This window comes from Streptomyces sp. CB01373, from assembly GCF_002803075.1.
GTDB lineage: Bacteria > Actinomycetota > Actinomycetes > Streptomycetales > Streptomycetaceae > Streptomyces.
The window spans coordinates 185,504-210,916 of record NZ_NNBK01000004.1 but is presented as its reverse complement, the minus strand read 5'-3'; the positions used below and the strand labels follow the sequence as shown (position 1 = coordinate 210,916).

Here is a 25,413-nt window from a genome sequence, read left to right as displayed (position 1 = left end):
GGACCCGCGCCGGGCTCACTGGCCGTTCTGGGCCAGCCTCAGCAGGTGGTCCGCCAGCGCCTGTCCCCCCGTGGGGTCCCGGCTGATCAGCAGCAGCGTGTCGTCGCCGGCGATGGTCCCCAGGATGTCGTGCAGCTCGGCCTGGTCGATGGCCGAGGCGAGGAACTGCGCCGCACCCGGAGGCGTGCGCAGGACCACGAGGTTCGCGGAGGCCTCCGCCGAGATCAGCAGCTCCTGCGAGAGCCGCCGCATCCGCTCCTCCTTCACCGACTCCCCCAGCGGTGCGCGCGGAGTGCGGAAACCGCCCTCGCTGGGCACCGCGTAGATGAGGTCGCCGTCGGTGTTGCGGATCTTCACCGCGTTCAGCTCGTCCAGGTCGCGGGAGAGCGTCGCCTGGGTGACGCTCAGTCCGTCGTCGGCCAGCAGCTTCGCCAACTGGCTCTGCGAGCGCACCGGTTGCCGGTTGAGGATGTCCACGATCCGGCGGTGGCGTGCGGTGCGGGTCTGCGGCACCGCCGGCCCGGCCTCGGTCTGACCGTTCTGCGCCTGGCTCATCGTCGTCCCATTCTCCGGATCATCCGTCCCCGTTTGCCACGTCCAGGACGCCGGGCAGCGCTCCGAGGAAGGCGTCCACCTCGTCGTCGCCGAGGTTCAGCGGCGGCATCAGCCGTACGACGTCGGGGGCGGGCGCGTTCACCAGGAATCCGGCCTCCTGAGCCGCCTGCTGCGCCTGGGGGGCGCGCGGCTCGGTGAGCACGATACCCAGCAGCAGGCCCGCGCCCCTGACGTGGGCGACCAGTGGGTGGTCCAGTGACTCGATCCCGTCGCGCAGCTTCTCGCTCTGCCGCTTGACGTTCTCCAGCAGTCCCTCGCCCGCGATCGTGTCGAGGACCGCGAGTCCGGCGGCGCAGGCGACCGGGTTGCCGCCGAAGGTCGTACCGTGCTGACCGGGCCGGAGCAGGTCGGCGGCGCGCCCGAAGGCGACGGTGGCGCCGAGCGGCAGCCCTCCGCCCAGGCCCTTGGCGAGCGTGACGATGTCCGGCAGGACGCCCTCGTGGGCCTGGTACTCGAACCAGTGCCCGGTGCGCCCGATGCCGGTCTGCACCTCGTCGAGGACCAGCAGCGAGCCGGTGGCCGCCGTGATCGCCCTGGCGGCCTTCAGATAGCCGGGCGGGGGCACCACGACCCCGTTCTCGCCCTGGACGGGCTCGATGACGACGAGGGCGGTCTCCTCGGTGACCGCGGCGGCCAGGGCCCGCGCGTCCCCGTAGGGCACGTGGGTGACCTCGCCGGGCAGCGGCAGGAACGGCTCCTGCTTGCCGGGCTGGCCGGTGAGCGCGAGGGCGCCCATCGTGCGGCCGTGGAAGCCGCCCTCGGTGGCGACCATGTGCGGGCGGCCCGTCAGCCGGCCGATCTTGAAGGCGCCCTCGTTGGCCTCGGCGCCGGAGTTGCAGAAGAACACCTTGCCGTCCCGGCCGAAGAGCTGGAGCAGCCGTTCGGCCAGGGCGACGGGCGGTTCGGCGATGAACAGGTTGGAGACGTGGCCGAGAGAGGCGATCTGCCGGCCGACGGCCTCGACGACGGCGGGGTGGGCGTGGCCGAGCGCGTTGACCGCGATGCCGCCGACGAAGTCGACGTACTCCCGGCCGTCGGCGTCCCACAGCCTCGCGCCCTCGCCGCGGACGAGGGCGAGCCGCGGGGTGCCGTAGTTGTTCATGAGCGCGCCCTGCCAGCGCGCGGCCAGTGCCTGGTTGCTCACGTCCTGGTTGCCCTCGTTGCTCACGACTCCCCCTGTTCGTCCGGCACGACCATCGTGCCGATGCCCTCGTCGGTGAAGATCTCCAGCAGGATCGAGTGCTGGACCCGGCCGTCGATGACGCGGGCGGTGGTCACTCCGCCGCGCACCGCGTGCAGGCAGCCCCGCATCTTCGGCACCATCCCGGAGGACAGCTCCGGCAGCAGCTTCTCCAGCTCGCTCGCGGTCAGGCGGCTGATCACCTCGTCGGAGTGCGGCCAGTCCTCGTAGAGGCCCTCGACGTCGGTGAGGACCATGAGGGTCTCGGCGCCCAGTGCCGCAGCGAGTGCCGCAGCCGCCGTATCAGCATTGACGTTGTAGACATGCCCGTCGTCCTCGGAGCGGGCGATCGAGGAGACGACCGGGATACGGCCGTCGGCGAGCAGCGCCTCGATCGCGCCGGTGTCGATACGGGTGATCTCGCCCACCCGCCCGATGTCGACCGGCTCGCCGTCGATCTCCGGGGTGTGCTTGGTGGCGGTGATGGTGTGCGCGTCCTCGCCGGTGAGGCCGACGGCGAACGGCCCGTGCTGGTTGAGCAGGCCCACGAGCTCCCGCTGCACCTGCCCGGCCAGCACCATCCGTACGACGTCCATGGCCTCTTCGGTGGTGACCCGCAGACCCGCCTTGAACTCGCTGACGATGCCGTGCTTGTCCAGTGCCCGGCTGATCTGGGGGCCGCCGCCGTGCACGACGACGGGCCTCAGGCCGGCGTGCCGCAGGAACACGACGTCCTGGGCGAAGGCCGCCTTCAGCTCCTCGTCCACCATGGCGTTGCCGCCGAACTTGATGACGACGGTCTTGCCGTGGTGCCGGGTCAGCCAGGGCAGCGCCTCGATGAGGATCTGCGCCTTCGGAAGCGCGGTGTGCTTGCGAGTGGTTCCGGAGCTCATGAGGAGTAGGCGCTGTTCTCGTGGACGTAGTCGGCGGTGAGGTCGTTGGTCCAGATGGTGGCGGTCTCGGTGCCGGCGGCGAGGTCGGCCACGATGTGGACCTCGCGGTAGCGCATGTCGACCTTCTCGCGGTCCTCGCCGACGCCGCCGTTCTTGCAGACCCAGACGCCGTTGATGGCGACGTTCAGCCGGTCCGGCTCGAAGGCGGCCCCGGTGGTGCCGATGGCGGACAGGACGCGGCCCCAGTTGGGGTCCTCGCCGTGGATGGCGCACTTGAGGAGGTTGTTGCGGGCGATGGAGCGGCCCACCTCCACGGCGTCCTCCTCGGTCGCGGCGCCCACCACCTCGACCTTGATGTCCTTGCTTGCGCCCTCGGCGTCCCGGATCAGCTGCTGCCCGAGGTCGTCGCACACGGCCCGTACGGCCTCCGCGAACTCCTCGTGGTCCGGGCCGACCCCGGAGGCGCCTGAGGCGAGCAGCAGCACGGTGTCGTTGGTGGACATGCAGCCGTCGGAGTCGACCCGGTCGAAGGTGACCCTGGTGGCGGCGCGCAGTGCCTTGTCGAGTGCGTCGGCCTCCAGGTCGGCGTCCGTGGTGAGCACGACGAGCATGGTGGCGAGGCCCGGGGCGAGCATGCCGGCGCCCTTGGCCATGCCGCCGACGGTCCAGCCGTCCTTGGTCACCACGGACGTCTTGTGGACGGTGTCGGTGGTCTTGATGGCGATGGCGGCCTTCTCGCCGCCGTGCTCGGAGAGCCGGGCGGCGGCCGCCTCGACGCCGGGCAGCAGCTTGTCCATGGGCAGCAGGACGCCGATCAGGCCGGTGGAGCAGACGGCGACGTCGATGGCGCCGACGCCGAGCACGTCGGCGGCCTTCTCGGCGGTGGCGTGGGTGTCCTGGAAGCCCTTGGGGCCTGTGCAGGCGTTGGCGCCGCCGGAGTTGAGGACGACCGCGGAGAGCCTGCCGTCCTTGAGGACCTGCTCGGACCACTGCACCGGGGCGGCCTTGACGCGGTTGGAGGTGAAGACGCCCGCGGCGGCGCGGCGGGGCCCGGTGTTGACCACGAGGGCCAGGTCCGGGTTGCCGTTCTCCTTGATCCCGGCGGCGATACCCGCCGCCTGGAACCCCTTGGCTGCCGTGACACTCACGGTGCGACTCCGATCGTGGAAAGTCCGAGGTCCTCGGGAAGCCCGAGGGCGATGTTCATGCTCTGCACCGCGCCGCCCGCGGTGCCCTTGGTCAGGTTGTCGATGGCGCTGATCGCGACGACGCGGTGCGCGGCGGGGTCGTACGCCACCTGGATCTGCACGGCGTTGGAGCCGTACACGGAGGCGGTGGCGGGCCAGCGCCCCTCGGGGAGGAGGTGGACGAAGGGCTCGTCGGCGTAGGCCTTCTCGTACGCGGCGCGCACGGAGTCGGCGGTGACCCCGGGCCGGGCCTTGGCGCTGCACGTGGCGAGGATGCCGCGGGGCATCGGCGCGAGGGTGGGGGTGAAGGACACGATGACGTGCTCCCCCGCCGCCGCGCTGAGGTTCTGGATCATCTCCGGGGTGTGCCGGTGCAGGCCGCCGACCCCGTAGGGGGACATGGACCCCATGACCTCGGAGCCGAGCAGGTGCGGCTTGGCCGCCTTGCCGGCGCCGGAGGTGCCGGAGGCGGCGACGATCACCGCCTCGTTCTCGGCGAGTCCGGCCTCGTAGGCGGGGAAGAGGGCGAGGGAGGCGGCGGTCGGATAGCAGCCGGGCACCGCGATGCGCCGGGCACCGGCCAGCGCGGCGCGGCCACCGGGGAGTTCGGGGAGGCCGTAGGGCCAGGTCCCGGCGTGCGGGGAGCCGTAGAAGCGCTCCCAGTCGGCGGGATCCTTCAGCCGGAAGTCGGCGCCCATGTCGATGACGAGGACATCGGGGCCCAGTTGCTCGGCGACGGCGGCGGACCGGCCGTGCGGCAGGGCGAGGAAGACGACGTCGTGCCCGGCGAGGACCTCGGCGGTGGTCTCCTCCAGGACGCGGTCGGCGAGGGGCAGCAGATGCGGCTGCAGGGCACCGAGCCGCTCTCCGGCGTTGGAGTTCCCGGTCAGGGCGCCGATCTCGGTCTCGGGGTGCGCCAGGAGCAGACGCAGAGCTTCTCCGCCCGCGTACCCACTCGCTCCGGCGACCGCCACACGTACAGCCATGAACCCTCCTCCTCGATGGCATGACTATACGTATTGCTGCACGTTTATGCAACGGAATCGAGGGCGGCCGTCGTACCGTGAGCGGGTGGACATGGGCGAGCGAGCGGCGCGGGGCGGGTTTCTGCCGGTGCCTGACGTGCTGGCGTACCTGGCCGGGACCTGGCGGGTGCGGCGGTCGGTGCGGGATCTGGCGGGCGGCGGGACCGGGGAGTTCACCGGCACGACGGTGTTCGGCGCCCTGGACGGCGGCGGGCTGCTGCACCGGGAGTCCGGCACGTTCGTCTGGCAGGGGGTGGCCCGGCCCGCCGAGCGGACACTGCGCTTCCTGCCCGGGGGCGTGCCGGGCACGGCCGACGTGCGCTTCGCGGACGGGCGGCCCTTCCACGACCTGGACCTGCGCTCCGGGCGGCACCTGGCCGGGCATCCGTGCGCGGCGGATCTCTACCGGGGCGAGTTCACCGTCCGGGACGCCGGGCACTGGCGCACGGTGTGGCGCGTGGGCGGCCCGGCGAAGGACCTGGTGCTGACGACGGACTACGCGCGCGAGGACTGAGACCCCCGTTGACCCAGCGGTCCGTGCCCCGGCGGTGTGTCCGTCAGGGCAGCGCCTCCGCGCAGGCCGTCCGCAGGCGGCGCACGCCCTCGGCGATCTCCGCCGTGCCGCCGACCGCGGCGAAGCTCAACCGCACGTGGGCGGCCGGGGGTTCGGCGCTGAAGTACGGGCGTCCGGGGGTGAGCGCGACACCCGCGCGCAGGGCGGCGGCGGTCACGGCGGCCTCGTCCGCGCCGTCGGGCAGGCGCGGCCACAGGTGGTAGCCGCCGGACGGGACGCAGGGCAGGGCGAGTTCGGGAAGGTGCTGCCGCAGCGCGCCGGCCAGCGCCTCCCGGCGGCTCCTCAACTCCGCGGCGAGCGTGCGCAGATGGCGCGGCCAGGCGGGTGAGCCGACCAGTTCCAGGGCGGCCTCCTGCAACGGCCGGGGCACGAAGAACGTGTCGACGACCTGGATGGCGCGCAGCCGTTCCAGCACCGGGCCGCGCGCGATCAGCGCGCTCACCCGGAAGCTGGGCGCGGTGGCCTTGGTCAGCGAGCCGACGTGCACCACGACCCCGTCCGGGTCGTCGGCGACGAGCGGGGGCGGCAGCGTACCGGCGTCCTCGTGCGCGAGCCGCCGTACGAAGTCGTCCTCGACGACGAAGGCGCCGGCCTCGCGGGCCGTCCGCAGCACCCGTGCGCGCCGGTCGGGGGCGAGGACGGCGCCGGTGGGGTTCTGGAACAGGGGCTGGCAGACGAACACGCGGGCACCGGTGGCCCGGAACGCGTCGGCGAGCAGTTCCGGTCTCACCCCGTCCGCGTCGACGGGCACGGGTACCGGCCGCAGCCCGGAGGACCGGGCGATGGCCAGCATGCCGGGGTAGGTGGGCGACTCGACCAGCACCGGCGCGCCGGGCGGGGCCAGGGCGCGCAGGGCGGTGGTCAGCGCGGACTGGCCGCCCGCGGTGATCAGGACCTCGGCGGCGGTGACCGTCCCACCCGGTCCGCCGATGTCCCGCGCGAACCACTCGCGCAGTTCCGGCAGCCCCTCGAGCGGCGGCCGCCCCCACGCCCCGGGACGGCGGCCGGCCCTTGACAGCGCGGCGGCCATGGCCCGCTCGGGCTGCAACGAGGGGTGCAGATAGCCCCCGTTGAACTCGATCACGCCCGGCGGCGGGGCGGCCAGCGACACCGTGACGCCGGAGGCGTCCACCGTGCGCGGCACGAGATCGGCGGCGCCGTCCGCGCTGAGCGCGACCTCCTGCCAGGAGGTGTCCCCGGCGGGAGCGGCCGCCTCGCGCGCCGCCGCGCGGAAGGCACCGGCGCCGGGACGGGTGACCACCAGGCCCTCGGCCGCCAGTTGCGACAGAGCCCGCGAGACGGTCACCGGACTGACCCGGTACCGCTCGACGAGGGCCCGGCTCGACGGGAGCTTTCCACCGGGTGAGTAGCGGTCCAGCTCCCGTCGCAGCCGTTCTGCGAGTTCGGCGACGCTGCTACGCTGTTGCATGAGAGCACAGAGTAGCGCTACCGCCGCAACACCGATAGCGGTGGACGCCCCGGCCCAGCCGCGCGCCGGCACCCTGCAGGCGGCCCTCGGCGTGGTCGCCTTCTCCCTGACCTTCCCGGCCACCGCCTGGGGCCTCGAGGGCTTCGGACCCTGGTCCCTGGTGGCCGTGCGCAGTGTGCTCGCCGCCGTCCTCGCGGGCGGCTGCCTGCTGGCGCTGCGCGTACCGCCGCCCGCCCGCCGGCACTGGCCCGGCCTCGCGGTCGTGGCCGCCGGAGTGGTCCTCGGCTTCCCGCTGCTCACCACGCTCGCCCTGGAGACCTCCACCACCGCGCACGCCGCCGTCGTCGTGGGCCTGCTGCCGCTCACCACGGCGCTGCTCTCCGCGCTGCGGTTCGGCATCCGCCCCTCGCGCACGTTCTGGGCGGCGGCGCTGGCGGGCGCGGCGGCCGTGGTGGCCTTCACCGTGCAGCAGAGCGGCGGCGCGCTGACCACCGCGGACGGCTACCTGTTCGGCGCCCTGCTGGTGTGCGCCGCCGGCTACACCGAGGGCGGCCGGCTGGCCCGCGTCATGCCGGGCTGGCAGGTCATCGGCTGGGCGCTGGTGCTGTGCCTGCCGCTCACCGTGCCCGCCGCCGCGCTCGCGCTGGCGCACGAGCCCGTGCGGCTGGGCGTCCACAGCGTGGCCGGGCTGCTCTGGGTGGCGGCGGGCTCGCAGTTCCTCGGGCTGGTCGTCTGGTACCGGGGCATGGCCGCCGTCGGCATCCCCAAGGCGAGCCAGTTGCAGCTCGCCCAACCCCTGCTCACACTGGTGTGGTCGGTGCTGCTGCTCGGCGAGCACCTCACAGCGGCCGCCCCCGTGACGGCCGTCGCCGTGCTCGTCTGCATCGCCGTCACCCAGCGGGCGCGCGGCTGAACCGGCGCTCATCCGGTGCCGACCGCACACCGGCCCGGCGCTCACCGGTTCCGGCCGCGCTCCGCACCGTAGACTCGGAAGTCGAGGACCGGACTCGGAAGTCGAGGACCGCCGCTCCCGCACATGGTGAGGAGGCCCCGCAGATGCGCGCAACCGTGGGCGACCAGCTCGTCCAGCACGGCAGGGTGGTCGGCCAGCACGACCAGATCAGCGAAATCGTCGAGGTCATGGGCACGGAGGGCAACCCGCCGTACCGCGTCCGCTTCCCGGACGGGCACGAGGCCGTGATGTCACCCGGCCCCGACTGCCAGGTCCGCCACAGGAAGGACTACGAACACCACTGAGTCAGCGCGGGGGTCGCGCCGGCCTGCGGTAGTGGTCGGCGACGACCCGCGCCATCGCTCCGGACGGGTCGGCCGCGACCTCCTTCGCGGCGAAGAAGACGTGCCCGCGCACTTCCGGGTGCCCGGCCGCGAGGCTGAGATGGCGGGACAGTTCGTCCGGGTCCTGCCAGGCGGCGTCCTGCGTGGGATCGCCGGCCCTGTCGAGTGCCTCGCCCACGTACAGCTGCGTACGGCTGCCCCGCGCCGCCTCGGCCCACCAGGGCAGCAGGACGGCGTAGTCCGCGGTGGTGAAGCCGATGTTCCAGTACAGCTGGGGCACCACGTAGTCGATCCAGCCCTCGGTGACCCACTTGCGCGTGTCCGCGTACAGGTCGTCGTACGCCTGCACGCCGGCCCGGGTGTCCGAGCCGCGCGGGTCGGCGGAGGCGTTGCGCCACACCCCGAACGGGCTGATCCCGAACGGTGTGCCGGGGCGGGCCGCGGCGACGCCCTCGGCAGCCTCGCGGACCAGCCGGTCGATGTTGTCGCGCCGCCAGTCGGCCCGGCTCGCGAAGGAGCCGCCGTACCGCTGGAAGGCGTCGTCGTCGTCGAAGGTCCGGCCCGCCACCGGATAGGGGTAGAAGTAGTCGTCGAAGTGGACGCCGTCCACCGGGTAACTGGACACCGCGTCGAGCATCGCCCGCAGCACGAAGGCCCGGACCTCGGGCAGCCCGGGGTTGTAGTAGAGGCCCCCGCCGTAGCGGACCACCCAGCCGGGATTCCTGCGGGCCGGATGCGCGGCGGCCAGCAGGGACAGGTCGTCGTGCAGGGCGACCCGGTAGGGGTTGAACCAGGCGTGCAGCCGCAGCCCCCGGGCGTGCGCCTCCGCCACCGCCGTGCCCAGCGGATCCCAGCCGGGGTCCCTGCCCTGTGTGCCGGTGAGGTACTGGGACCACGGCTCGTGGGGCGAGGGCCACAGCGCGTCGGCCGCCGGGCGCACCTGGAGGATCACCGTGTTGAGCCGGCGCCGCACGGCCACGTCGAGCAGCGCGGTCAGCTCGCCGCGCTGGCGGGCCACGCTCAGCCCGGGGCGTGAGGGCCAGTCGCGGTTGCGCACGGTCGCCAGCCACATGCCGCGCATCCCGGTGACCGTGGCACGGCCCTGCCCGTCGGTGCCGGTGCCGACCGTCGCGGTGGCCGCGTCACCGGTCACCGCCAGGGTCGACAGCGCCGCCACGGTGAACGACCGCCGTGTCACTCGGGCCATCCGGGCACTCCCCGTACGCCGTGGATCCGCGTGGTCACGGATCGTTCTCCGGGTCAGCATGCACGACCCGGACGACCGATCACGGCCACCACGGGGGTAACGTGCACGATCGGAGCAGGCACCGCACAACGGGCCGCCTGCCACAGCCGTAGGAACTGCGAAAGGGACGATGTGACCGGCATTTCGGGAGACATTGCACGCGTCGGAGTGGTGGGCTGCGGCCAGATGGGTGCGGGCATCGCCGAGGTGTGCGCCCGGGCCGGCCTGGAGGTGAAGGTCGCCGAGACCACCGGCGAGGCCCTGGAGATCGGCCGTACCCGGCTGTTCAACTCCCTGGCCAAGGCGGCCGAGCGCGGCAAGATCAGCGAGGCGGAGCGGGACGCCACGCAGGCCCGGCTGAGCTTCACCACCGACCTCGGAGAGTTCTCCGACCGCGATCTGGTGATCGAGGCCGTGGTGGAGAACGAGCAGGTCAAGACCGAGATCTTCCAGGTCCTGGACCAGGTGGTGACCCGGCCGGACGCGATCCTGGCCTCCAACACCTCCTCCATCCCTCTGGTGAGGCTGGCCGTCGCCACCGCGCGGCCCGACCAGGTGATCGGCATCCACTTCTTCAACCCCGCCCCGGTGCAGCAGCTCGTCGAGCTGATCCCGGCGCTCACCACCTCCGAGGGCACGCTGAGCCGGGCGCAGCTGTTCACCGAGAAGGTGCTCGGCAAGCACGCGATCCGCGCCCAGGACCGCTCGGGCTTCGTGGTGAACGCGCTGCTGATCCCGTACCTGCTCTCGGCGATCCGGATGTTCGAGTCGGGCATCGCCAGCCGCGAGGACATCGACAACGGCATGGAGATGGGCTGTGCCCACCCGATGGGCCCGCTGAGGCTGTCGGACCTGATCGGCCTGGACACGGTGGCCTCGGTCGCCCACTCGATGTACGAGGAGTACAAGGAGCCGCTGTACGCCGCTCCCCCGCTGCTCCAGCGCATGGTGGACGCCGGCCGGCTGGGCCGGAAGTCCGGCTCGGGCTTCTACGCCTACGGCTGACCACGCAGAGCGACGGCCGCGGGCCCGGCACCGAGACGGTGCCGGGCCCGCGGCATTCACACGCCGTGTGCACTCCGGGCCCGCATATGCCGCTCACACACGCTCCCCACGGGACCACCAGGGGAGTTGACTCCTGATGCGCATGCAAGGGATGTGAGACGACTACGGAAAGGAGCGGACCTGTGACCACTGATCCCGAGCATCCCGCCGTTCCCGGAGAACTCGCAGAGTTACGACGGCGGCTGGACGTGGCCTACGCCCGCGTCGAAGGCGGACTGGCGCTGCTCAGCCACCGCACCGAGGAGACCGCCAAGGAGCTGGACGAGGTGAGCACACGGCTCGTCGCACTGGAACACTCGCGCTGGCCGCTGCCCGCGGTCGCCGCCCTCACCGCTCTCGGTTCCCTCGTCGTGGCGGTCTGGCAGTCCCTCGGACGCTAGTGCCGCGACCACCGGCGGTCAGGGCCGGGTGTCCTGGCCCGGCCTGAGGTGGTGCAGGAGCAGTAGCGCGGCCGCCATGTTGGCGGCCGGGACCTCGCCGCGGGCGACCAGGTCGGGTACGAGCTTGAGGGGGACCCACTCCCGGCGATCCGACTCGAAGTCGTCCACGGGGTGTCCGACGTACTCACCCTCGTCCGACCAGTAGATGTGGTGCCGGGCATCGGTGAGTCCGTTGGACGGCTCCACGCTCATGAGGTGGTGCAGAGGTCCCGGCCGCCAGCCGGTCTCCTCCTCCAGTTCCCTGGCCGCGGCGGCCGCGATGTCCTCGCCGTCCTCCACGACACCCGCCGCGAGCTCCCAGCCCCAGCTGTCGGTGATGAAGCGGTGGCGCCACAGGAGGAGGACCTCGGCCGCCTCGTTCACCACCGTGGCCACGGCGACGGGCCGCAGCCGTATCAGGAAGTGGTCGAGATGCCGGCCGTCAGGGAGCTCGACATCCGCGAGGTTGACGGTGAACCAGCGATTTGCGTACACAGTTTGTTCGTTCTGTTTCGTCCATTGCACGGTTCTGCCACCTTCCGTCGGGTCAGTGGCAATATCGCAGCCGGAGCACGCCGGCAGCAGGCGCACGAAGAGCCTCCGGGAGCACCGCGCCGCGGTCACAGCGGTACGCGCAGGGCCCCGTCGATCAGTTCGGCCGCCTCCGCCGTGCCGGCGCAGCCGCTGCGCACCAGGTGCTCGCGCACCGCGCGCAGTCTGTCCCGCAGCCGCTGCGACTCCATTCCGCGGGCCTGCTCGGCCATCCGCACCGCGGTGTCCACCGCCTTGTCGGCGTTGCCCCGGCGCAGTTCGACCGTGCTCAGCATGGCCAGCCGGTGCACCCGGCCACGGTCGTGCGCGGGGTTGTCCACGGCGGCCGCGGCGTGCTCCTCGGCGGCGGCCAGGTCGCCGAGACTGAGCAGGGCCTCCGCCACCTGTACGTTGACCAGGCCGGGCTGGACGTAGCCCGTCTCGTCGGGTTCGTGTCCGCGTCTGATGCGCTCGGCGGCGGACTCCGCGCGCCGGATGCAGGCCAGGGCGCTCGTGCCGTCGCCGAGGTGGGCATAGGCCTTGGCCTGCATCGCGTACAGGTCGGAGGCGAGCGCGGGGGTGATGTGCTGGCCGGCGGTGCGCAACGCGGCCTCGGCGAAGGCGACGGCCTGACGGAACTCCCGCATGAACAGTGACTGGTTGACCAGCAGCGCGATCACATACGCACCAAGTCCGCGGTCCCCGCTGGCCTTGGCGAGCCGGAGCGCCTGGTGGAAGTAGCGCTGGGCCAGACCGTGCGCGTCGGAGTCGTAGGCGCAGATGCCCACGATCGCCACCAACGCCCCGGTGGCGCGGTGCAGTTGGCGGCCGGTGGCGTCGGTGTAGCTGCCGCGCAGCAGCGGGGCGGCCTCGGCGTTGAGGAAGCCCACGACACGGCCGCGGGTCGCGACGCCGCCGGTCTTGCGGTACATCTGCTCGTAGTGCGCGCGGGCGGCGCGCAGCATCTCGATGTCGGAGAGGGTGACCCGGTGCCGGCCACCGCGGGAGACGTCGACGTCCTCGGGCGGGTTCTCCCACTCCCACACCGGCATGACGGCGGGCGTGCCGGTCACGGCGGGGGCTCCGAGGAGGTGCGGGCGCTGCTGCTCGTCGGAGCGCCACAGGGCGGTGGCGCGCTCGACGAACCCGGACAGCGAGGTGGCGTGCGGCGCGGAGGGCTCGCCGGGCACGCCGAGGCCGATGTCGTCCAGCGTGACCGGCCGTCGCAGCCGGCTCGCCAGCACTTCGCAGATCAGGTCGGGCACCTGGCCGCGCGGCCGCTGGCCCTTCAACCACCGGGCCACGGCGGTGTGTTCGTACCGGAGGGCGAGTCCGCGGGCGCGCCCCTCCTGGTTGACGTGCGCTGCCAGGCCCGCGTGCGAGATCCCGGCCTCGTCCAGGATCGCGTCGAGCAGTGTGTTGGGCTGCATGGGTGCCCCCCGGTGGCTCGGTGGCGACAGCGTAGTGCGTTCGCCTTCACACGGGGTGTGAACGGAGCACGCGCATCCGGGCCGTACGCGCGCTGTCGCGCCAAGTCCCCGGCCGGTTGACTGAACCGCCTCCTCCAAGAGGCCGTCCGGGCCGCCGGCTCCCCCTCGAACAGCACGGCGGCCCGGCACGGCGCCGCATCACCACGAGCGGCGCAAGGCCGGCCTGCCGACTGAGGCCGACGCACAAAGGGGCGCGGGGAACTGCGCGACCGGCCACCGACCACCCGCGGCCGGCAACGGACTCACAGTCCCCCGCGCTTGAAACGCGTGAGCGGCTAGCTTCGCAGCTCCGCCCCCGTGCGCTCAGCGGCCAGCGCCACCGCCGCGTCGCGGGCCGCGGACGCCTCGTCCACGGTCAGCGTGCGGTCCGGCGCGCGGAAGCGCAGCGCGTAGGCGAGGGACTTGCGGCCCTCACCGAGCTGCTCGGCGTTCTCGTAGAGGTCGAACAGCCGGATGGACTCGAGGAGTTCACCGGCACCCTCGCGCAGCGCGGCCTCGACGTCGGCGGCCGGGACCGGCCTGTCGACGACGAGGGCGACGTCCTGCGTGGCGACCGGGAACGTGGAGATGCCCGGCGCCCGCGGGGTGTCGTCGCCGGCCTGCTCCAGCACGTCCAGGTTCAGCTCCATCGCGCAGGCGCGCTCGGGCAGGCCGAGCGCCTTGACCACGCGCGGGTGCAGTTCGCCCGCGTGGCCCACGACCCGCTCGGTGCCGTCCACGACGACCGCGAGCTCGGCGCAGCGGCCCGGGTGCCACGGGCCGTACTGGCCCTTGCGGACGACGAGTTCGGCACCAGTCTCACGGGCCACGGTCCGCGCGGCCTCGACCGCGTCGGCCCAGTCGGCCGGGCGGCCCCTGCCCCACCAGCCGGTCTGCTCACGGGCGCCCGCGAGGACCACGGCCACATGGCGCGGCTGTTCGGGCAGCGCCGCGTTCAGCTCGGCGATCTCCTCGTCCGTGGGACGACGGTCGACGGGCGGCTGGGCGGCGACCCGCTGCTCCGCGCGCGGGTGGAAGACCAGGCCGGTCTCGAAGAGGGCGAGGTCGTGGCTGCCGCGGCCGTCGTTGCGGCGCAGCGCGACGAGCAGGCCCGGCAGCAGCGTGGTGCGCAGCGCGGGCTCCTCGTCGTTGAGCGGGTTGACCAGCCGGACCACGCGGCGAGCGGGGTCGCCGGGCTCCAGGCCGAGCTGGTCGAAGACCTGCTCGCCGACGAACGGGTAGGTCGGCGCCTCGACGTAGCCCGCGCCGGCCAGCGCGCGGCCGACCCGGCGGTGCACCCGCTGGCGGTGGGTGAGGCCGCGGGCCGAGGGGAGCCGGGGCAGCGTGGAGGGCAGGTTCTCGTAGCCCTCCAGGCGGATGACCTCTTCGGCCAGGTCGTTGGGGTCCGTCAGGTCGGGCCGCCAGGACGGGACGGTGACGGATAGCTCGTCCTGGCCCTCCACCTGGCAGCCGATCTGCTGGAGCCGGCGGACGACGGCCTCGCGGCCGTAGACGACTCCGGCGACCTTGTCGGGGTGGTCGGCCGGCACGGTGATCGTGCGCGGAGCCGCGGGCGCGGCGACCTCGGTGACACCGGCGTCGGCGGTGCCGCCCGCGAGCAGGACCAGCAGGTCCACCGTGCGCTGGGCCGCGGCGGAGGCGGCCTGCGGGTCGACGCCCCGCTCGAAGCGGCGGGAGGCCTCCGAGGACAGCTTGTGGCGGCGGGCGGTGCGCGCGACGGAGACCTGGTCGAAGTGCGCGGCCTCGATGACGACCTCGGTGGTCGCGTTCTCGGTGTCCGCGTGATCCGCGATCTCGGTGTTGGCGCCGCCCATCACACCGGCGAGGCCGATGGGGCCGCGCTCGTCGGTGATGACCAGGTCCTCGGCGTGCAGCGTGCGCTTGGCGCCGTCGAGGGTCGTGAACTTCTCGCCCTCCTCGGCCCGGCGCACGCCGATCGTGCCCTGGACCAGCTTGCGGTCGTAGGCGTGCAGCGGCTGGCCGAGTTCCAGCATCACGTAGTTGGTGATGTCGACGGCGAGCGAGATGGGGCGCATCCCGGCCTTCTGGAGGCGGCGCTGGAGCCAGATCGGGGAGCGCGCCTCGGGGTCGAGACCGGAGACGGTGCGCGCGGTGAAGCGGTCGCAGCCGTGCGGCTCGTCGATCCGCACGGCGTAGCCGAACGCGTTCGGCGCCGGTACGTCGAGCAGGGCGGGATCGCGCAGCGGCAGGCCGTAGGCGATGGCGGTCTCGCGGGCGACACCGCGCAGGGACAGGCAGTCGCCGCGGTTGGCGGTGACGGCGATGTCGAGGACCTCGTCGACCAGCTCGAGCAGCTCGATGGCGTCCTTGCCGACCTCGGTCTCCGGCGGCAGCACGATGATGCCCTTGGTGCCGTCGTCGCCCATGCCCAGCTCGTCGCTGGAGCAGATCATGCCGTGCGAGGTCTTGCCGTAGGTCTTGCGGGCGGCGATGGAGAAGCCGCCGGGCAGCGTGGCGCCGGGCAGCACCACGACGACCTTGTCGCCGACGGCGAAGTTGCGGGCGCCGCAGACGATCTCCTGCGGCTCGCCGGTCCCGTTGGCCTGCCCGACGTCGACGGTGCAGAAGCGGATCGGCTTCTTGAAGCCCTCCAGCTCCTCGATGGTCAGCACCTGGCCGACGACGAGCGGCCCCTTGAGGTCGGCGCCGAGCTGTTCGACTGTCTCGACCTCCAGGCCGGCCGAAATGAGCTTGGCCTGGACGTCGCGCCCGGTCTCCGTCGCCGGCAGGTCGACGTACTCCCGCAGCCAAGAAAGCGGGATCCGCATCAGATCTCCATCCCGAACGGCCGGGTGAACCGGACGTCACCTTCGACCATGTCTCGCATGTCCTCGACGTTGTGGCGGAACATCGCCATCCGCTCGATGCCGAACCCGAAGGCGAACCCGCTGTACTTCTCCGGGTCGACGCCGCAGGCGGTCAGCACCTTGGGGTTGACCATGCCGCAGCCGCCCAGCTCGATCCAGCCCTCGGAGGAGCAGGTGCGGCAGGGACGGTCGGGGTTGCCCACCGACTCGCCGCGGCAGACGTAGCACACCATGTCCATCTCGGCGGACGGCTCGGTGAAGGGGAAGAAGTTCGGCCGCAGCCGGGTCTTCATGCCCTCGCCGAACAGGGACTGCACCATGTGGTCCAGGGTGCCCTTGAGGTCGGCCATGGTCAGGCCCTCGTCCACGGCGAGCAGCTCGACCTGGTGGAAGACGGGCGTGTGGGTGGCGTCCAGCTCGTCGGTGCGGTAGACGCGGCCGGGGCAGATCACGTAGACCGGCAGCTCGCGTTCGAGCAGGGAGCGGATCTGCACGGGCGAGGTGTGGGTGCGCAGGACGACACCGGACTCGCTGCCGCCGTCGGGGCCCTTCACGAAGAAGGTGTCCTGCTCGCCGCGGGCCGGGTGGTCCGGGCCGATGTTCAGGGCGTCGAAGTTGAACCACTCGGCCTCGGCCTGCGGTCCCTCGGCGACCTCGTAGCCCATGGCCACGAAGACGTCCTCGATGCGCTCCGAGAGCGTGGTCAGCGGGTGGCGGGCGCCGGCCGGTACGCGAGCGTACGGCAGTGTGACGTCGACGTCCTCCTCGACCAGCACGCGGGCGTCACGCTCCGCCTCGAGCTCGCTCTGGCGGCCGGCGAGGGCCTTGTTCACCGCGCCGCGGGCCATGCCCACCCGCTTGCCGGCGTCCGCCTTGGCGTGCGGGGGCAGGGCGCCGATCTCGCGGTTGGCGAGGGAGAGCGGGGAGGCGGGGCCGGTGTGGGCGACCTTTGCCTCGTGGAGCGCGTCGAGGGAGTCCGCGGCGGCGAAGGCGGCGAGCGCCTCGTCCCGCATGCGCTCGATCTCTTCCGGTTTCAACGCCTCGACCTCGACAGGGTCGTACGACTTATTGGGTGCCGACATCTCTTCCCGTGCTTCCGATTGGCTGACTGGAGGTCCCCGACACCGACTCGCACCGACTCGCGGACAGATCGTCACGGTTCTCGGGACACAAAGGTGCCAAAGGCCGAGTCTAACGGGGCCGGGGAAAGCGAATGCGCCCGTGGGGCCTCGGCGGGTGCTCAGAGCAGGTGCGCCGGGGTGCCCACGGGCAAGGTGAATCGGATCTCCGCGCCGCCCCCTCGGGCGCGGCCGACCGCGATGGTGCCGCCGTGCGCCTCGACGATGCCCTTGACGATGTAGAGCCCGAGACCGGTGCCGCCGCGCTTGCTGCCCCGCCAGAAGCGGGTGAAGACACGGTTCATGGACTCCTCCGGGATGCCGGGCCCCTCGTCGCTCACCGTGACCGACGTGGCGGTGTTCCCCGCGTCGTCCCCCTCCCGTGGGGACGGCGCCGGTGTGACATCGATGGTGACGGATCCCTCACCGTGCCGCACGGCATTTTCCACGAGGTTGCTCAGCACCTGGTCGATCTTGTCGGGGTCGGCCCACAGCTCGGGCAGCGGCTTCTCGATCCGCACCAGGAACCGGTCGGCCGGCTGGCCGGCGGCGACGTACGCCTGGACGTGCCGTCCGACGGCGGCGCCCATGTCGACGGGCTGGCGGCGCACCTCGAGCCGGCCGGAGTCGATGCGGGATATGTCGAGCAGTTCGGCGATGAGCCGGGTGACGCGGTCGGCGTCGGCGTCGACAGTCTCCAGCATCAGCCGCTTCTGGTCGTCGGTGAACCGCTCCCACTTGGCGAGCAGGGTCGCCGTGAAGCCCTTGACGGAGGTCAGCGGCGAGCGCAGCTCGTGCGCGACGGTGGCGATCAGCTCGGCGTGACTGCGCTCGGTGCGGCGGCGGGCCTCGGTGTCGCGCAGGGAGACGACGACGCGGCGGACCGGGCCGGTGGGGTGGGCGCGGACGTACTTCACGCAGACGAGGACCTCCCGGCCGCCGTGCAGCAGGAGGTTGCGCTCGGGCTGGCCCACCCGGATGGCCAGGCCTCCGTAGGGGTCCGTGAGCTGCCACCAGCGGCGCCCCTCCAGGTCCTCCAGGGGCAGGGCCTCCTCCAGGGGCTGCCCCAGGGCCTGATCGGCGGGTACGGCGCTGATCCGGGCGGCGGCGGCGTTGAAGCAGATGATCCGCCCGTGCTCGTCGGCGATCACCAGTCCGTCGGGCAGGTCGTCGGGGTCGATGCCGAGGCCGGCGGGATCGTCCTGCCGGGACGCGGGTGGTCGTCTCGCGTCCCGCGCTCCGGGCGCGCGACCGGTGCCGACACTCATCCCCTCACCCCACCTCTCAGCCGGTGCAGCAGGCCCCCGGGCTGGTCACCCTACTGGTTGCGGGTGGTGGAGCGGCATCCTCCGGAGCCGCGCTGCGCACGGGCCGACGCGTACAGACATACGGCGGCGGCGGTCGCGAGGTTCAGGCTCTCGGCCTTTCCGTGGATCGGGACCCGTACGACGGCGTCGGCGAGGGCGCGGGTGTCCTCCGGCAGGCCCCAGGCCTCGTTGCCGAACACCCAGGCGGTGGGGCCGCCCATGGTGCCGTGGTCGAGCTCGTCGTCCAGGTCGTCCTCGCCCGCGCCGTCGGCGGCGAGGATGCGCACCCCGGCGTCCCTGAGCGCGGCGACGGCCCGCTCGACGGGGACGCCGACGGCCACGGGCAGGTGGAACAGGGAGCCGACGGAGGCCCGGACGGCCTTGGGGTTGTAGAGGTCGACGGAGGCGTCCGTGAGGACGACCGCCTCGGCTCCGGCGGCGTCGGCGCAGCGCAGGACGGTGCCGGCGTTTCCGGGGTCGCGCACATGGGCGAGGACGGCGACGAGCTTCGGGCGGGCCGCGACGATGTCCTCGAAGGGGGTGTCGAGGAACCGGCAGACGCCGACGAGTCCCTGCGGGGTGACGGTGGTGGAGATGTCGGCGATGACGTCGTCGGCGGCGAGGTGGATCCGGGCTCCCGCGGCACGGGCCTCGCCCACGATGTCGGCGTACCGTTCGGCGGCCTCGACCGTGGCGAACAGTTCGACGAGGGTGGGCGTGTCGCCGGCCCGGTGCGCCGCCGCCTCCCGAACGGCCTGCGGCCCCTCCGCGAGGAACAGCCGCTCCTTGCCCCGGAAGTTCCGCTTGGCCAGCCGCCGCGCTGCCGAGACGCGGGGCGAGCGGGGGGAGATCAGGTCAGGGGTGGCGGGGGCCATGGAGAGCTTCACCTTCGGTAGGAACGTTCCGCCGCGGCGGCGATCAGCCGGCGGTCCCGGGCGGTGCGGACATGCCTCGGTCACCGCACGGCGCACATACGACGGACCCGCAGGCAGAGCCCACGGGTCCGTATGGATCGCACCGGCCGGGCCGGCGCCGCGTCACGCTGCCTTGGGCGCGTTGACGTCGCTCGGCAGGGCCTTCTGAGCGACCTCGACGAGCGCGGCGAACGCGCCGGCGTCGTTGACGGCCAGCTCGGCCAGGATCTTGCGGTCGACCTCGACGTTCGCGGCCTTCAGACCCTGGATGAAGCGGTTGTACGTGATGCCGTTGGCGCGGGCAGCGGCGTTGATGCGCTGGATCCACAGCTGACGGAAGTCGCCCTTGCGCTTCTTGCGGTCGTTGTAGTTGTAGACCAGCGAGTGGGTGACCTGCTCCTTGGCCTTGCGGTACAGGCGCGAACGCTGACCGCGGTAGCCGGAGGCCTGCTCGAGGATCGCCCGGCGCTTCTTGTGGGCGTTGACTGCCCGCTTGACGCGTGCCACTTGATTAACTCCTTGTAGCGGGGCCGTGGGTGTCCTCACACGGCCCGGAAACGATTGGGTCCCGGTTCTGACGTACGGGGCGCGGGGATCGCGGGGCGATCACGCGCCGCCGTGTCACTTGCCGAGAAGCTTCTTGATCTTCTTGGCGTCGCCCGGGGCCATCTCGGCGTTGCCGGTGAGGCGACGCGTCAGACGGGACGACTTGTGCTCGAGCAGGTGGCGCTTGCCGGCGCGCTCACGGAGCACCTTGCCGGAGCCGGTGACCTTGAAGCGCTTGCTGGCACCGCTGTGCGACTTGTTCTTCGGCATAGCGCCGTTCTCTCCTCGTAGGTGGCGCTCCGATGCCCGGTCGCGAGAACCGGGCACGGTGGAGCGTCGCTGTATCGGTTACGTCCTGGGACCGGGAGGTCCCGGGGGTCACGCCTCGGCGTGCTCCTCGGCCGGCGCCTCGGCGTCCGCGACGTCCGCGGCATCCGCGGCATCCGCGGCATCCGCGGCGTCCGCGGCGTCCGCGGCGTTCTGCGAGCGGCCCGGGTTGGCCTTCGCGTCGGCCTTGCGGGCCTCCTGCGCCTGGCGGGCCTCGGCCATCGCCTCGGTCTTCTTCTTGTGCGGACCGAGAACCATGATCATGTTGCGGCCGTCCTGCTTCGGGTTCGACTCAACGAAGCCGAGGTCCTGGACGTCCTCCGCGAGCCGCTGCAGCAGCCGGTAGCCCAGCTCGGGCCGGGACTGCTCGCGACCACGGAACATGATCGTGATCTTGACCTTGTCGCCCTGCTTGAGGAACCGGACGACGTGACCCTTCTTGGTGTCGTAGTCGTGCGGGTCGATCTTCGGCCGGAGCTTCATCTCCTTGATGACCGTGTGCGCCTGGTTCTTGCGCGCCTCACGGGCCTTCATGGCCGACTCGTACTTGAACTTCCCGTAGTCCATGAGCTTGCAGACGGGCGGACGGGCGTTCGCCGCGACCTCGACCAGGTCCAGGTCGTACTCCTGCGCAAGCTCCAGTGCCTTCGCGAGCGGCACGATGCCGACCTGCTCGCCACTGGGACCGACAAGTCGCACCTCGGGAACGCGAATCCGGTCGTTGATGCGGGGCTCGGCGCTGATGGATCCTCCTCGGTTAGCACCACACGGCGGTCTGGCGGACAGCCGCGTACTCTGTGTTCGACAGACCTAACCGCGCCGAAGCACGAAAAATGCCCCGGACGATCACAGGCGGGGCTCCTCGAACTACCGGAACGACCGCCGCGATGGCCGCGGGGCGCACTTCGGACGGATCACCGCCGCTGGGACGGGACCGTCTGACCGGTGACCCGCCGCCCTGAGGGCGGTCAGGTGGGAGTTCGAAGCCTCCACTTGTGGGCCGGGCCCGTATGCCTTGGCTTTCACCTTGGGCATACACGTCCAGCCGGTCGTCACACAAGGTTAGCAGGATCGATGGGGAAGGGCTAATTCAAGCTGTCCGGGCCTCGCTGCCGGAACGCCCCCGCCCTGCACCTATCGTGTGGGGCATGAGTGAGACCTCCCCCTCCGGCCCCGCCGAGCAGCCCGACTTCGACGCCATGACCCGCGACATCGCGGAGGTGCCGGCGGTCGAGGTGATCGTGACGGTCGCCGTCAACCTGATGAGCGCCGCCGCCGTGAAGCTCGGTCTGACCGAGGAGGGCGACAAGTACAAGGACCTGGACGAGGCGCGCAAGCTGGTCGGCGCGCTCGCGGGCCTGCTGGACGCGAGCGCCACCGAGATCAGCTCCTTCCACGCGGCACCGCTGCGCGACGGCCTGAAGTCGCTGCAGCTGGCCTTCCGCGAGGCCTCCGTCGTCCCGGACGAGCCGGGTCAGGGCCCGGGCGAGAAGTACACCGGGCCGATCTACGGCTGACCGCTCCCGCCGGTCCCCGGATCCTGACTCATCCGGTCACCGCTGCGTCACGCAGCGGATCCCCGCTTCTTCACGTACAAGGGCTCGCCGGGCGGCGTCGCCCCGGCCGGCAGCAGTGCCAGGTCGAGGCCGCGCACCAGGCGGGCCCTCAGTGTCTCGCTGGCGGCGAGCCGCTCGGCGACGGCGCGGGCGGCCTCGGCGGGGGCGGTGGGGACGGACGGGTCGAGCACCAGCGCCAGGGTTCCGTCGGCCCGCCCCCGCCCGAGGTGGGCGCGCAGCACGGCGGGCTCCGCGGCGACGGCCTCCCGCACCGCGGTGACGACGGCCGGGTCGGCCAGCGGGTCGGTCGTCGTACGGCCCTCGGCGAGGGCGAGCAGGGCGGGTCCGGTCAGCTCGAACGGCACCGGGCCTGCCATGTCCAGCACCACCGTGTCCGCCTTCTCGTGCGCGGCGGCCTCCAGGACCTGGTGCAGTCGTACGGCCACGGGCCGGGCGTCCGGCTCCCAGCGGGCCAGGGCGTCGGTGGAGGTGAAGGCGGGCAGGGCGGTGCGGTGCCCGGCCTTGAGGGTGGGGACGGCCATCTCGCTGGTCTTCTCCCGGCGCAGCCCGTTCTCGTCCTCCTCGACCTCGCCGAGGACGGCCACCACGGGCACGAGCAGCCGTGCGCTCCCGAGCGCCTCCAGGACGGGCCCCACGGCGGCGCGGTCCGCGGCCCAGGCGGTGAGCGCCGTGCTGAGCCCGGGGTCGGCGGAGCCGTCGTCGTCGGAGAAGCCGGAGTCGGGAATGTTCTTCATCGCCACGGTGCCGACCCTATCCGGGACGGTGGCCGCTCTCTCAGGGTCCCCTGGCCCATGTGCGGAACGGCTGTCGAGGGACGTTCGGGCCCCGTATCGTCGGCGGCGGCGGACGGGCCGGGTGCGGGGAGGCGGACGGTGGAGACGGTGGGCGGAGGGCCGGTGCCGAGGCCGATGTCGGTGTCGGTGTCGGTGTCGGTGACCGGGAGCGCGACCGTGGCGGTGGCGGTTCGCCACCTCGGCTCCGGGGTGAGCGCCGGGTGCGGCGACGCCGTGTTCGACACGGCGAGCATCGTCAAGGTCGACATCCTGGCGGCCCTGCTGCTGCGGGCCCAGGACACGGGGCGGCGGCTGACCGCGCGGGAGCGGACGTACGCGGCCGCGATGATCGAGAGCAGCTGCAACGACTCGGCGTCGGCGCTGTGGCGGGAGATCGGCGGCGCCGGCGGCCTGAACGCGGCGAACAAGCGGTTCGGACTCACGCGGACCAGCGGCGGCGACGGTCCGCTGTGGGGTCTGACCCGCACCACGGCCGCCGATCAGCTCGCGCTGCTGGAGCAGGTGTTCGGCGCCCGCTCGGAGCTGAGCGGGGCCTCGCGGACGTACGTTCAGGGGCTCATGGGGCGGATCGTCCCGGGCCAGGACTGGGGTGTGTCGGCCGCCGCCGACGGCTCCGGGTGGGCCCTGAAGAACGGCTGGATGCCGCGTGACGCGACCGGTCTGTGGGTCGTCAACAGCATCGGGCGGGTGACGGCCGGCGGCGACGACTACCTGGTGGCCGCCCTGTCCAGCGGCAACCCGACGAAGGAGCAGGGCATCGCCCTGGTGGAGGAGGCGGCCCGGTCGGCGGTGTCGGCGTACGGCCGGAGGGCGTGATCCCCGGCCGTGGCCGGGACACCCGGGTTCTACAGCCGGAAGCCGCTTCCGTCCTCACGGCGGCCGCGCCACAGGACGATCGCCACGACCAGCATCACTCCCCCGGCACCGCCCGCGAGGGGGCCCGCCCAGCCCGAGGCGGCGGCGGACGACTCGGCGGAGTCGGGGCCGGGGCCGAAGTAGCGCTCGCCGTAGGACGCCGCGGTCAGGTCCTCGGGCTTGAGGCGGCCCGCGGCCTCGATGGCGGCGGCGGGGTCGATCATGCCGAAGCCGCGGGAGTCGTCACGGCCGCCGGTGGGGGCGTTGCGGGCCGTGTCCTCCAGGAGCTTCTTGATCTGGGCGGGGGTCAGGCCGGGGTGGGCGGCCTTGACGAGGGCGACGGCGCCGGAGACGAAGGCGGAGGCGGCGCTCGTGCCCCAGCCCTCGTAGTACCGCTGGTCGGGGTCGGCGATGACGACGTCGACGCCGGGCGCGCTGACCGTCGCGTACCAGCGGCGGGTGGAGAAGGAGGCGCGGGTGCCGTAGCGGTCCACGGCGGTCGCGGCGATCACGCCCGGGTAGGCCGCCGGGTAGGAGATGTGGTCGCCCTTCTCGCCGCCGTTGCCGGCCGAGGCGACGACGACGGCGCCCTTGCTCAGCGCGTACTGGACGGCCTCGTCCTCGGCGGGCTCGGGGTGCGCCGAGTCCGAGTCGTCGCCGAGGGAGAGGTTGATGACGTCGGCGCCGTGGTCGGTGGCCCAGCGGATGCCCTCGGCGAGGGCGTTCCCCCGGCTGCTGCGGGCCTTGCCGCGGGCGGAGTCGTCCTCCTCCAGGATCACCCGCACGGGCAGGATCCTGGCCTCGGGGGCGATGCCGAGGACGCCGTCCGCGTTGCCGGGGCCGTGGCCGTGACCGGCGATGATGCCGGCCATGGCGGTGCCGTGGCGGGCCCAGGGCCGGTCGCCGCGCCGCGCGCCGAAGCCGATCATGTCCTTGCCTGGCAGGACGTTGCCGCGCAGATCGGGGTGGTCGTCGTCGACGCCGGTGTCCAGGACGGCGACGGTGATGCCCTTGCCCTGGGTGGTGCGCCAGGCCTCCTGGGTGTGCATGGCCTCGAGGCCCCACTGCTGGGCCCGGATGCTGTCGGCGTGCGCGACGGCGGACGGCACGAGGGCGAGGCAGGCGGCGAGGAACACGCTCGGGACGCCGACCGCGAGCGTCCTGCGCGGCCTGCGGTTCCCGGACGTCACGGCGGCTGTCACGAGGGCTCCTCCGTGGCGGACTTGACGGTCTGGCGCAGGCCCCGTCCGATGCGGTCGGCGAGACCCTGGGCCTCGTTGCCGAGGCCTGCCTGGGCGGCGGCGGTGGTGGCTCCCGACCGTGTCGCGTCGGCGGCGGGCTCCGGGGGGCCGGCGGCGCGGCCGTCGGCCCAGCCGGAGACGGCGTAGACGACCACCGGGGCCTCGGTCAGTACGGAGACGGTCCATGACGCGCGCTGCTTGTCGCCGAAGGCCGCGGCGACGGTGCCCTTGGCGGCGTACGGGCGCGGCACGAGGTCGGTGCGCCGGGCGAGCCCCTCGTTCTCGAAGCGGGCGGCGAGGGAGGTCATGGCGGGGGCGTCGGCCTTGGTGAAGAGCAGGCCCACGGTGGTGACGTAGCTCCGGGTGGCGTCCGTGTAGGTGGCGCGCAGCAGCCGGGCGCAGCCGACGGGGGCGAGGGCCTTGCGCAGCAGCGGGTCGAAGGCGCCCGCGCAGCCGCTGTCCGGGGCCACGGCGACGCGGGTCCAGGTGCGGGCGGCTCCGCCGGGTCCGGCGCCGTGACCGTCCACGGTGGGCGGGAAGAGCTGGTCGACGGGGACGCTGTGCCACATGGCGCCCGCCGTGGCGAAGCCGCCCGCCGCACCGGGCTTCCCCGGCTCCCCGGTGAGCCAGCTTCCGGTCACGGCGCCGCCGGTGAGCCCGAGCCCCAGCACCATGCAGGCGGCGGCGACGGCGACCCGCGGCCGTATCAGCGCACCGGTCGCCCGGGTCCTCCGGTCGTACGCCTCCGGCTCCCCGAACCCCATGCCGAGTCCCGTCGCCGGCGCCATGGCCGCGCTCCAGGACAGCGCCGGGTCGGGTACGGGAGCGGTACCCGTGGCACGCGGGGGTGTCGCGGCAGGGGCGCTCAGGTAGGCAGCGGTCGGTCGCGCCCGGCTCGTGCCAGCCGCCCCGCCGAGCGGCGAGGCACCGAAGGCGGCGTCCGGCCGGGGGTCACG

25 protein-coding genes and 1 pseudogene are annotated in these 25,413 nt (G+C 73.0%); 7 read left to right on the top strand and 19 right to left on the bottom strand.

The genetic code is table 11. From position 1 onward, the window contains the following. Positions 1-15: 15 nt before the first annotated feature. The 5 genes from CG719_RS07960 to argC are packed head-to-tail and all read right to left on the bottom strand — an operon-like array spanning position 16 to position 4,861. Positions 16-555, bottom strand: a complete 540-nt coding sequence (locus CG719_RS07960; RefSeq protein ID WP_100567805.1) for an arginine repressor — start codon at positions 553-555, stop codon at positions 16-18. A 19-nt stretch (positions 556-574) separates the two neighbouring features. Continuing rightward, positions 575-1,759 carry an acetylornithine transaminase gene (locus CG719_RS07955; RefSeq protein WP_100567973.1) on the bottom strand — a complete coding sequence of 395 codons (1,185 nt, stop codon included), beginning with the start codon at positions 1,757-1,759 and terminating at the stop codon, positions 575-577. Positions 1,760-1,779: 20 nt separating this feature from the next. Further along, complete coding sequence (gene argB, locus CG719_RS07950; RefSeq protein WP_100567804.1) at positions 1,780-2,688, bottom strand: acetylglutamate kinase; 909 nt, start codon at positions 2,686-2,688, stop codon at positions 1,780-1,782. Then, the gene (gene argJ, locus CG719_RS07945; RefSeq protein WP_100567803.1) at positions 2,685-3,836 is read right to left on the bottom strand and encodes a bifunctional glutamate N-acetyltransferase/amino-acid acetyltransferase ArgJ; all 1,152 of its coding nucleotides are present in this window, start codon (positions 3,834-3,836) and stop codon (positions 2,685-2,687) included. Before argJ ends, argB begins: the two co-directional genes overlap by 4 nt. Then, the gene (argC, locus tag CG719_RS07940) at positions 3,833-4,861 is read right to left on the bottom strand and encodes an N-acetyl-gamma-glutamyl-phosphate reductase (protein WP_100567802.1); all 1,029 of its coding nucleotides are present in this window, start codon (positions 4,859-4,861) and stop codon (positions 3,833-3,835) included. Before argC ends, argJ begins: the two co-directional genes overlap by 4 nt. A gap of 91 nt (positions 4,862-4,952) precedes the next feature. Between argC and CG719_RS07935 the strand changes: the two genes are divergently transcribed. Next, complete coding sequence (locus tag CG719_RS07935; protein WP_100567801.1) at positions 4,953-5,414, top strand: DUF6314 family protein; 462 nt, start codon at positions 4,953-4,955, stop codon at positions 5,412-5,414. A gap of 43 nt (positions 5,415-5,457) precedes the next feature. Here CG719_RS07935 and CG719_RS07930 read toward each other — a convergent pair whose 3' ends face one another. Beyond that, the gene (locus tag CG719_RS07930; protein ID WP_100567800.1) at positions 5,458-6,903 is read right to left on the bottom strand and encodes an aminotransferase-like domain-containing protein; all 1,446 of its coding nucleotides are present in this window, start codon (positions 6,901-6,903) and stop codon (positions 5,458-5,460) included. Here CG719_RS07930 and CG719_RS07925 point away from each other — a divergent pair. Continuing rightward, a complete protein-coding gene (locus tag CG719_RS07925; RefSeq protein WP_100567799.1) occupies positions 6,902-7,816 on the top strand; it encodes a DMT family transporter in 915 nt (304 codons plus the stop codon). The genes CG719_RS07930 and CG719_RS07925 overlap by 2 nt on opposite strands. Positions 7,817-7,959: 143 nt before the next feature. Further along, a complete protein-coding gene (locus CG719_RS07920) occupies positions 7,960-8,160 on the top strand; it encodes a DUF1918 domain-containing protein (RefSeq protein WP_100567798.1) in 201 nt (66 codons plus the stop codon). Between the two features lies 1 nt (position 8,161). Here the strand turns inward: CG719_RS07920 and CG719_RS07915 are convergent, their stop codons facing one another. After that, positions 8,162-9,406 (bottom strand): glycoside hydrolase family 10 protein, encoded by a 1,245-nt coding sequence (locus CG719_RS07915; RefSeq protein WP_100567797.1) that lies wholly within the window; start codon positions 9,404-9,406, stop codon positions 8,162-8,164. A 171-nt stretch (positions 9,407-9,577) separates the two neighbouring features. Here CG719_RS07915 and CG719_RS07910 point away from each other — a divergent pair, with 171 nt between their 5' ends. Then, positions 9,578-10,450, top strand: coding sequence for a 3-hydroxybutyryl-CoA dehydrogenase (locus CG719_RS07910; RefSeq protein ID WP_100567796.1), 873 nt, complete (start codon positions 9,578-9,580; stop codon positions 10,448-10,450). Between the two features lie 182 nt (positions 10,451-10,632). Further along, the gene (locus tag CG719_RS07905; RefSeq protein WP_100567795.1) at positions 10,633-10,890 is read left to right on the top strand and encodes a hypothetical protein; all 258 of its coding nucleotides are present in this window, start codon (positions 10,633-10,635) and stop codon (positions 10,888-10,890) included. A gap of 18 nt (positions 10,891-10,908) precedes the next feature. Here the strand turns inward: CG719_RS07905 and CG719_RS07900 are convergent, their stop codons facing one another. The 9 genes and pseudogenes from CG719_RS07900 to infC all read right to left on the bottom strand — a co-directional run bounded on the left by CG719_RS07900 (position 10,909) and on the right by infC (position 20,759). Next, on the bottom strand, positions 10,909-11,454 hold the full coding sequence (locus CG719_RS07900; RefSeq protein WP_100567794.1) for an NUDIX domain-containing protein: 546 nt from the start codon (positions 11,452-11,454) through the stop codon (positions 10,909-10,911). Positions 11,455-11,549: 95 nt separating this feature from the next. Beyond that, complete coding sequence (locus CG719_RS07895; RefSeq protein ID WP_100567793.1) at positions 11,550-12,890, bottom strand: transcriptional regulator; 1,341 nt, start codon at positions 12,888-12,890, stop codon at positions 11,550-11,552. A 335-nt stretch (positions 12,891-13,225) separates the two neighbouring features. After that, positions 13,226-15,739 carry a phenylalanine--tRNA ligase subunit beta gene (gene pheT, locus CG719_RS07890; protein ID WP_100567792.1) on the bottom strand — a complete coding sequence of 838 codons (2,514 nt, stop codon included), beginning with the start codon at positions 15,737-15,739 and terminating at the stop codon, positions 13,226-13,228. Next, positions 15,739-16,860: a phenylalanine--tRNA ligase subunit alpha gene (gene pheS / locus CG719_RS07885; RefSeq protein ID WP_100567791.1), complete on the bottom strand. Its 1,122-nt coding sequence runs from the start codon at positions 16,858-16,860 to the stop codon at positions 15,739-15,741. The genes pheT and pheS overlap by 1 nt, the downstream gene beginning before the upstream one ends. 158 nt (positions 16,861-17,018) lie before the next feature. Further along, positions 17,019-18,164 carry a sensor histidine kinase gene (locus CG719_RS07880; RefSeq protein WP_100567790.1) on the bottom strand — a complete coding sequence of 382 codons (1,146 nt, stop codon included), beginning with the start codon at positions 18,162-18,164 and terminating at the stop codon, positions 17,019-17,021. A gap of 50 nt (positions 18,165-18,214) precedes the next feature. Beyond that, on the bottom strand, positions 18,215-19,078 hold the full coding sequence (locus tag CG719_RS07875; protein WP_100567789.1) for a TrmH family RNA methyltransferase: 864 nt from the start codon (positions 19,076-19,078) through the stop codon (positions 18,215-18,217). Between the two features lie 162 nt (positions 19,079-19,240). Beyond that, on the bottom strand, positions 19,241-19,624 hold the full coding sequence (gene rplT / locus CG719_RS07870; RefSeq protein WP_004002577.1) for a 50S ribosomal protein L20: 384 nt from the start codon (positions 19,622-19,624) through the stop codon (positions 19,241-19,243). A 114-nt stretch (positions 19,625-19,738) separates the two neighbouring features. Next, positions 19,739-19,933, bottom strand: a complete 195-nt coding sequence (rpmI, locus tag CG719_RS07865; RefSeq protein WP_007829094.1) for a 50S ribosomal protein L35 — start codon at positions 19,931-19,933, stop codon at positions 19,739-19,741. A gap of 108 nt (positions 19,934-20,041) precedes the next feature. Next, positions 20,042-20,759, bottom strand: a pseudogene (gene infC, locus CG719_RS07860) (translation initiation factor IF-3). Positions 20,760-21,138: 379 nt separating this feature from the next. Here infC and CG719_RS07855 point away from each other — a divergent pair. After that, on the top strand, positions 21,139-21,507 hold the full coding sequence (locus tag CG719_RS07855; RefSeq protein ID WP_100567787.1) for a DUF1844 domain-containing protein: 369 nt from the start codon (positions 21,139-21,141) through the stop codon (positions 21,505-21,507). A 47-nt stretch (positions 21,508-21,554) separates the two neighbouring features. On the opposite strand, the gene CG719_RS07850 is transcribed toward CG719_RS07855, so the two are convergent. Next, on the bottom strand, positions 21,555-22,307 hold the full coding sequence (locus CG719_RS07850) for an SseB family protein (protein ID WP_100567786.1): 753 nt from the start codon (positions 22,305-22,307) through the stop codon (positions 21,555-21,557). A 168-nt stretch (positions 22,308-22,475) separates the two neighbouring features. On the opposite strand from CG719_RS07850, the gene CG719_RS07845 reads away from it, so the two are divergent. Beyond that, complete coding sequence (locus CG719_RS07845) at positions 22,476-23,177, top strand: hypothetical protein (protein ID WP_100567785.1); 702 nt, start codon at positions 22,476-22,478, stop codon at positions 23,175-23,177. 29 nt (positions 23,178-23,206) lie between these two features. Here CG719_RS07845 and mycP read toward each other — a convergent pair whose 3' ends face one another. Next, entirely contained in the window at positions 23,207-24,418 is a 1,212-nt protein-coding gene (gene mycP, locus CG719_RS07840; RefSeq protein ID WP_100567784.1) for a type VII secretion-associated serine protease mycosin, read from the bottom strand. Further along, a complete protein-coding gene (locus CG719_RS07835; protein ID WP_234375484.1) occupies positions 24,415-25,245 on the bottom strand; it encodes a hypothetical protein in 831 nt (276 codons plus the stop codon). Before CG719_RS07835 ends, mycP begins: the two co-directional genes overlap by 4 nt. Positions 25,246-25,413 lie beyond the last annotated feature (168 nt).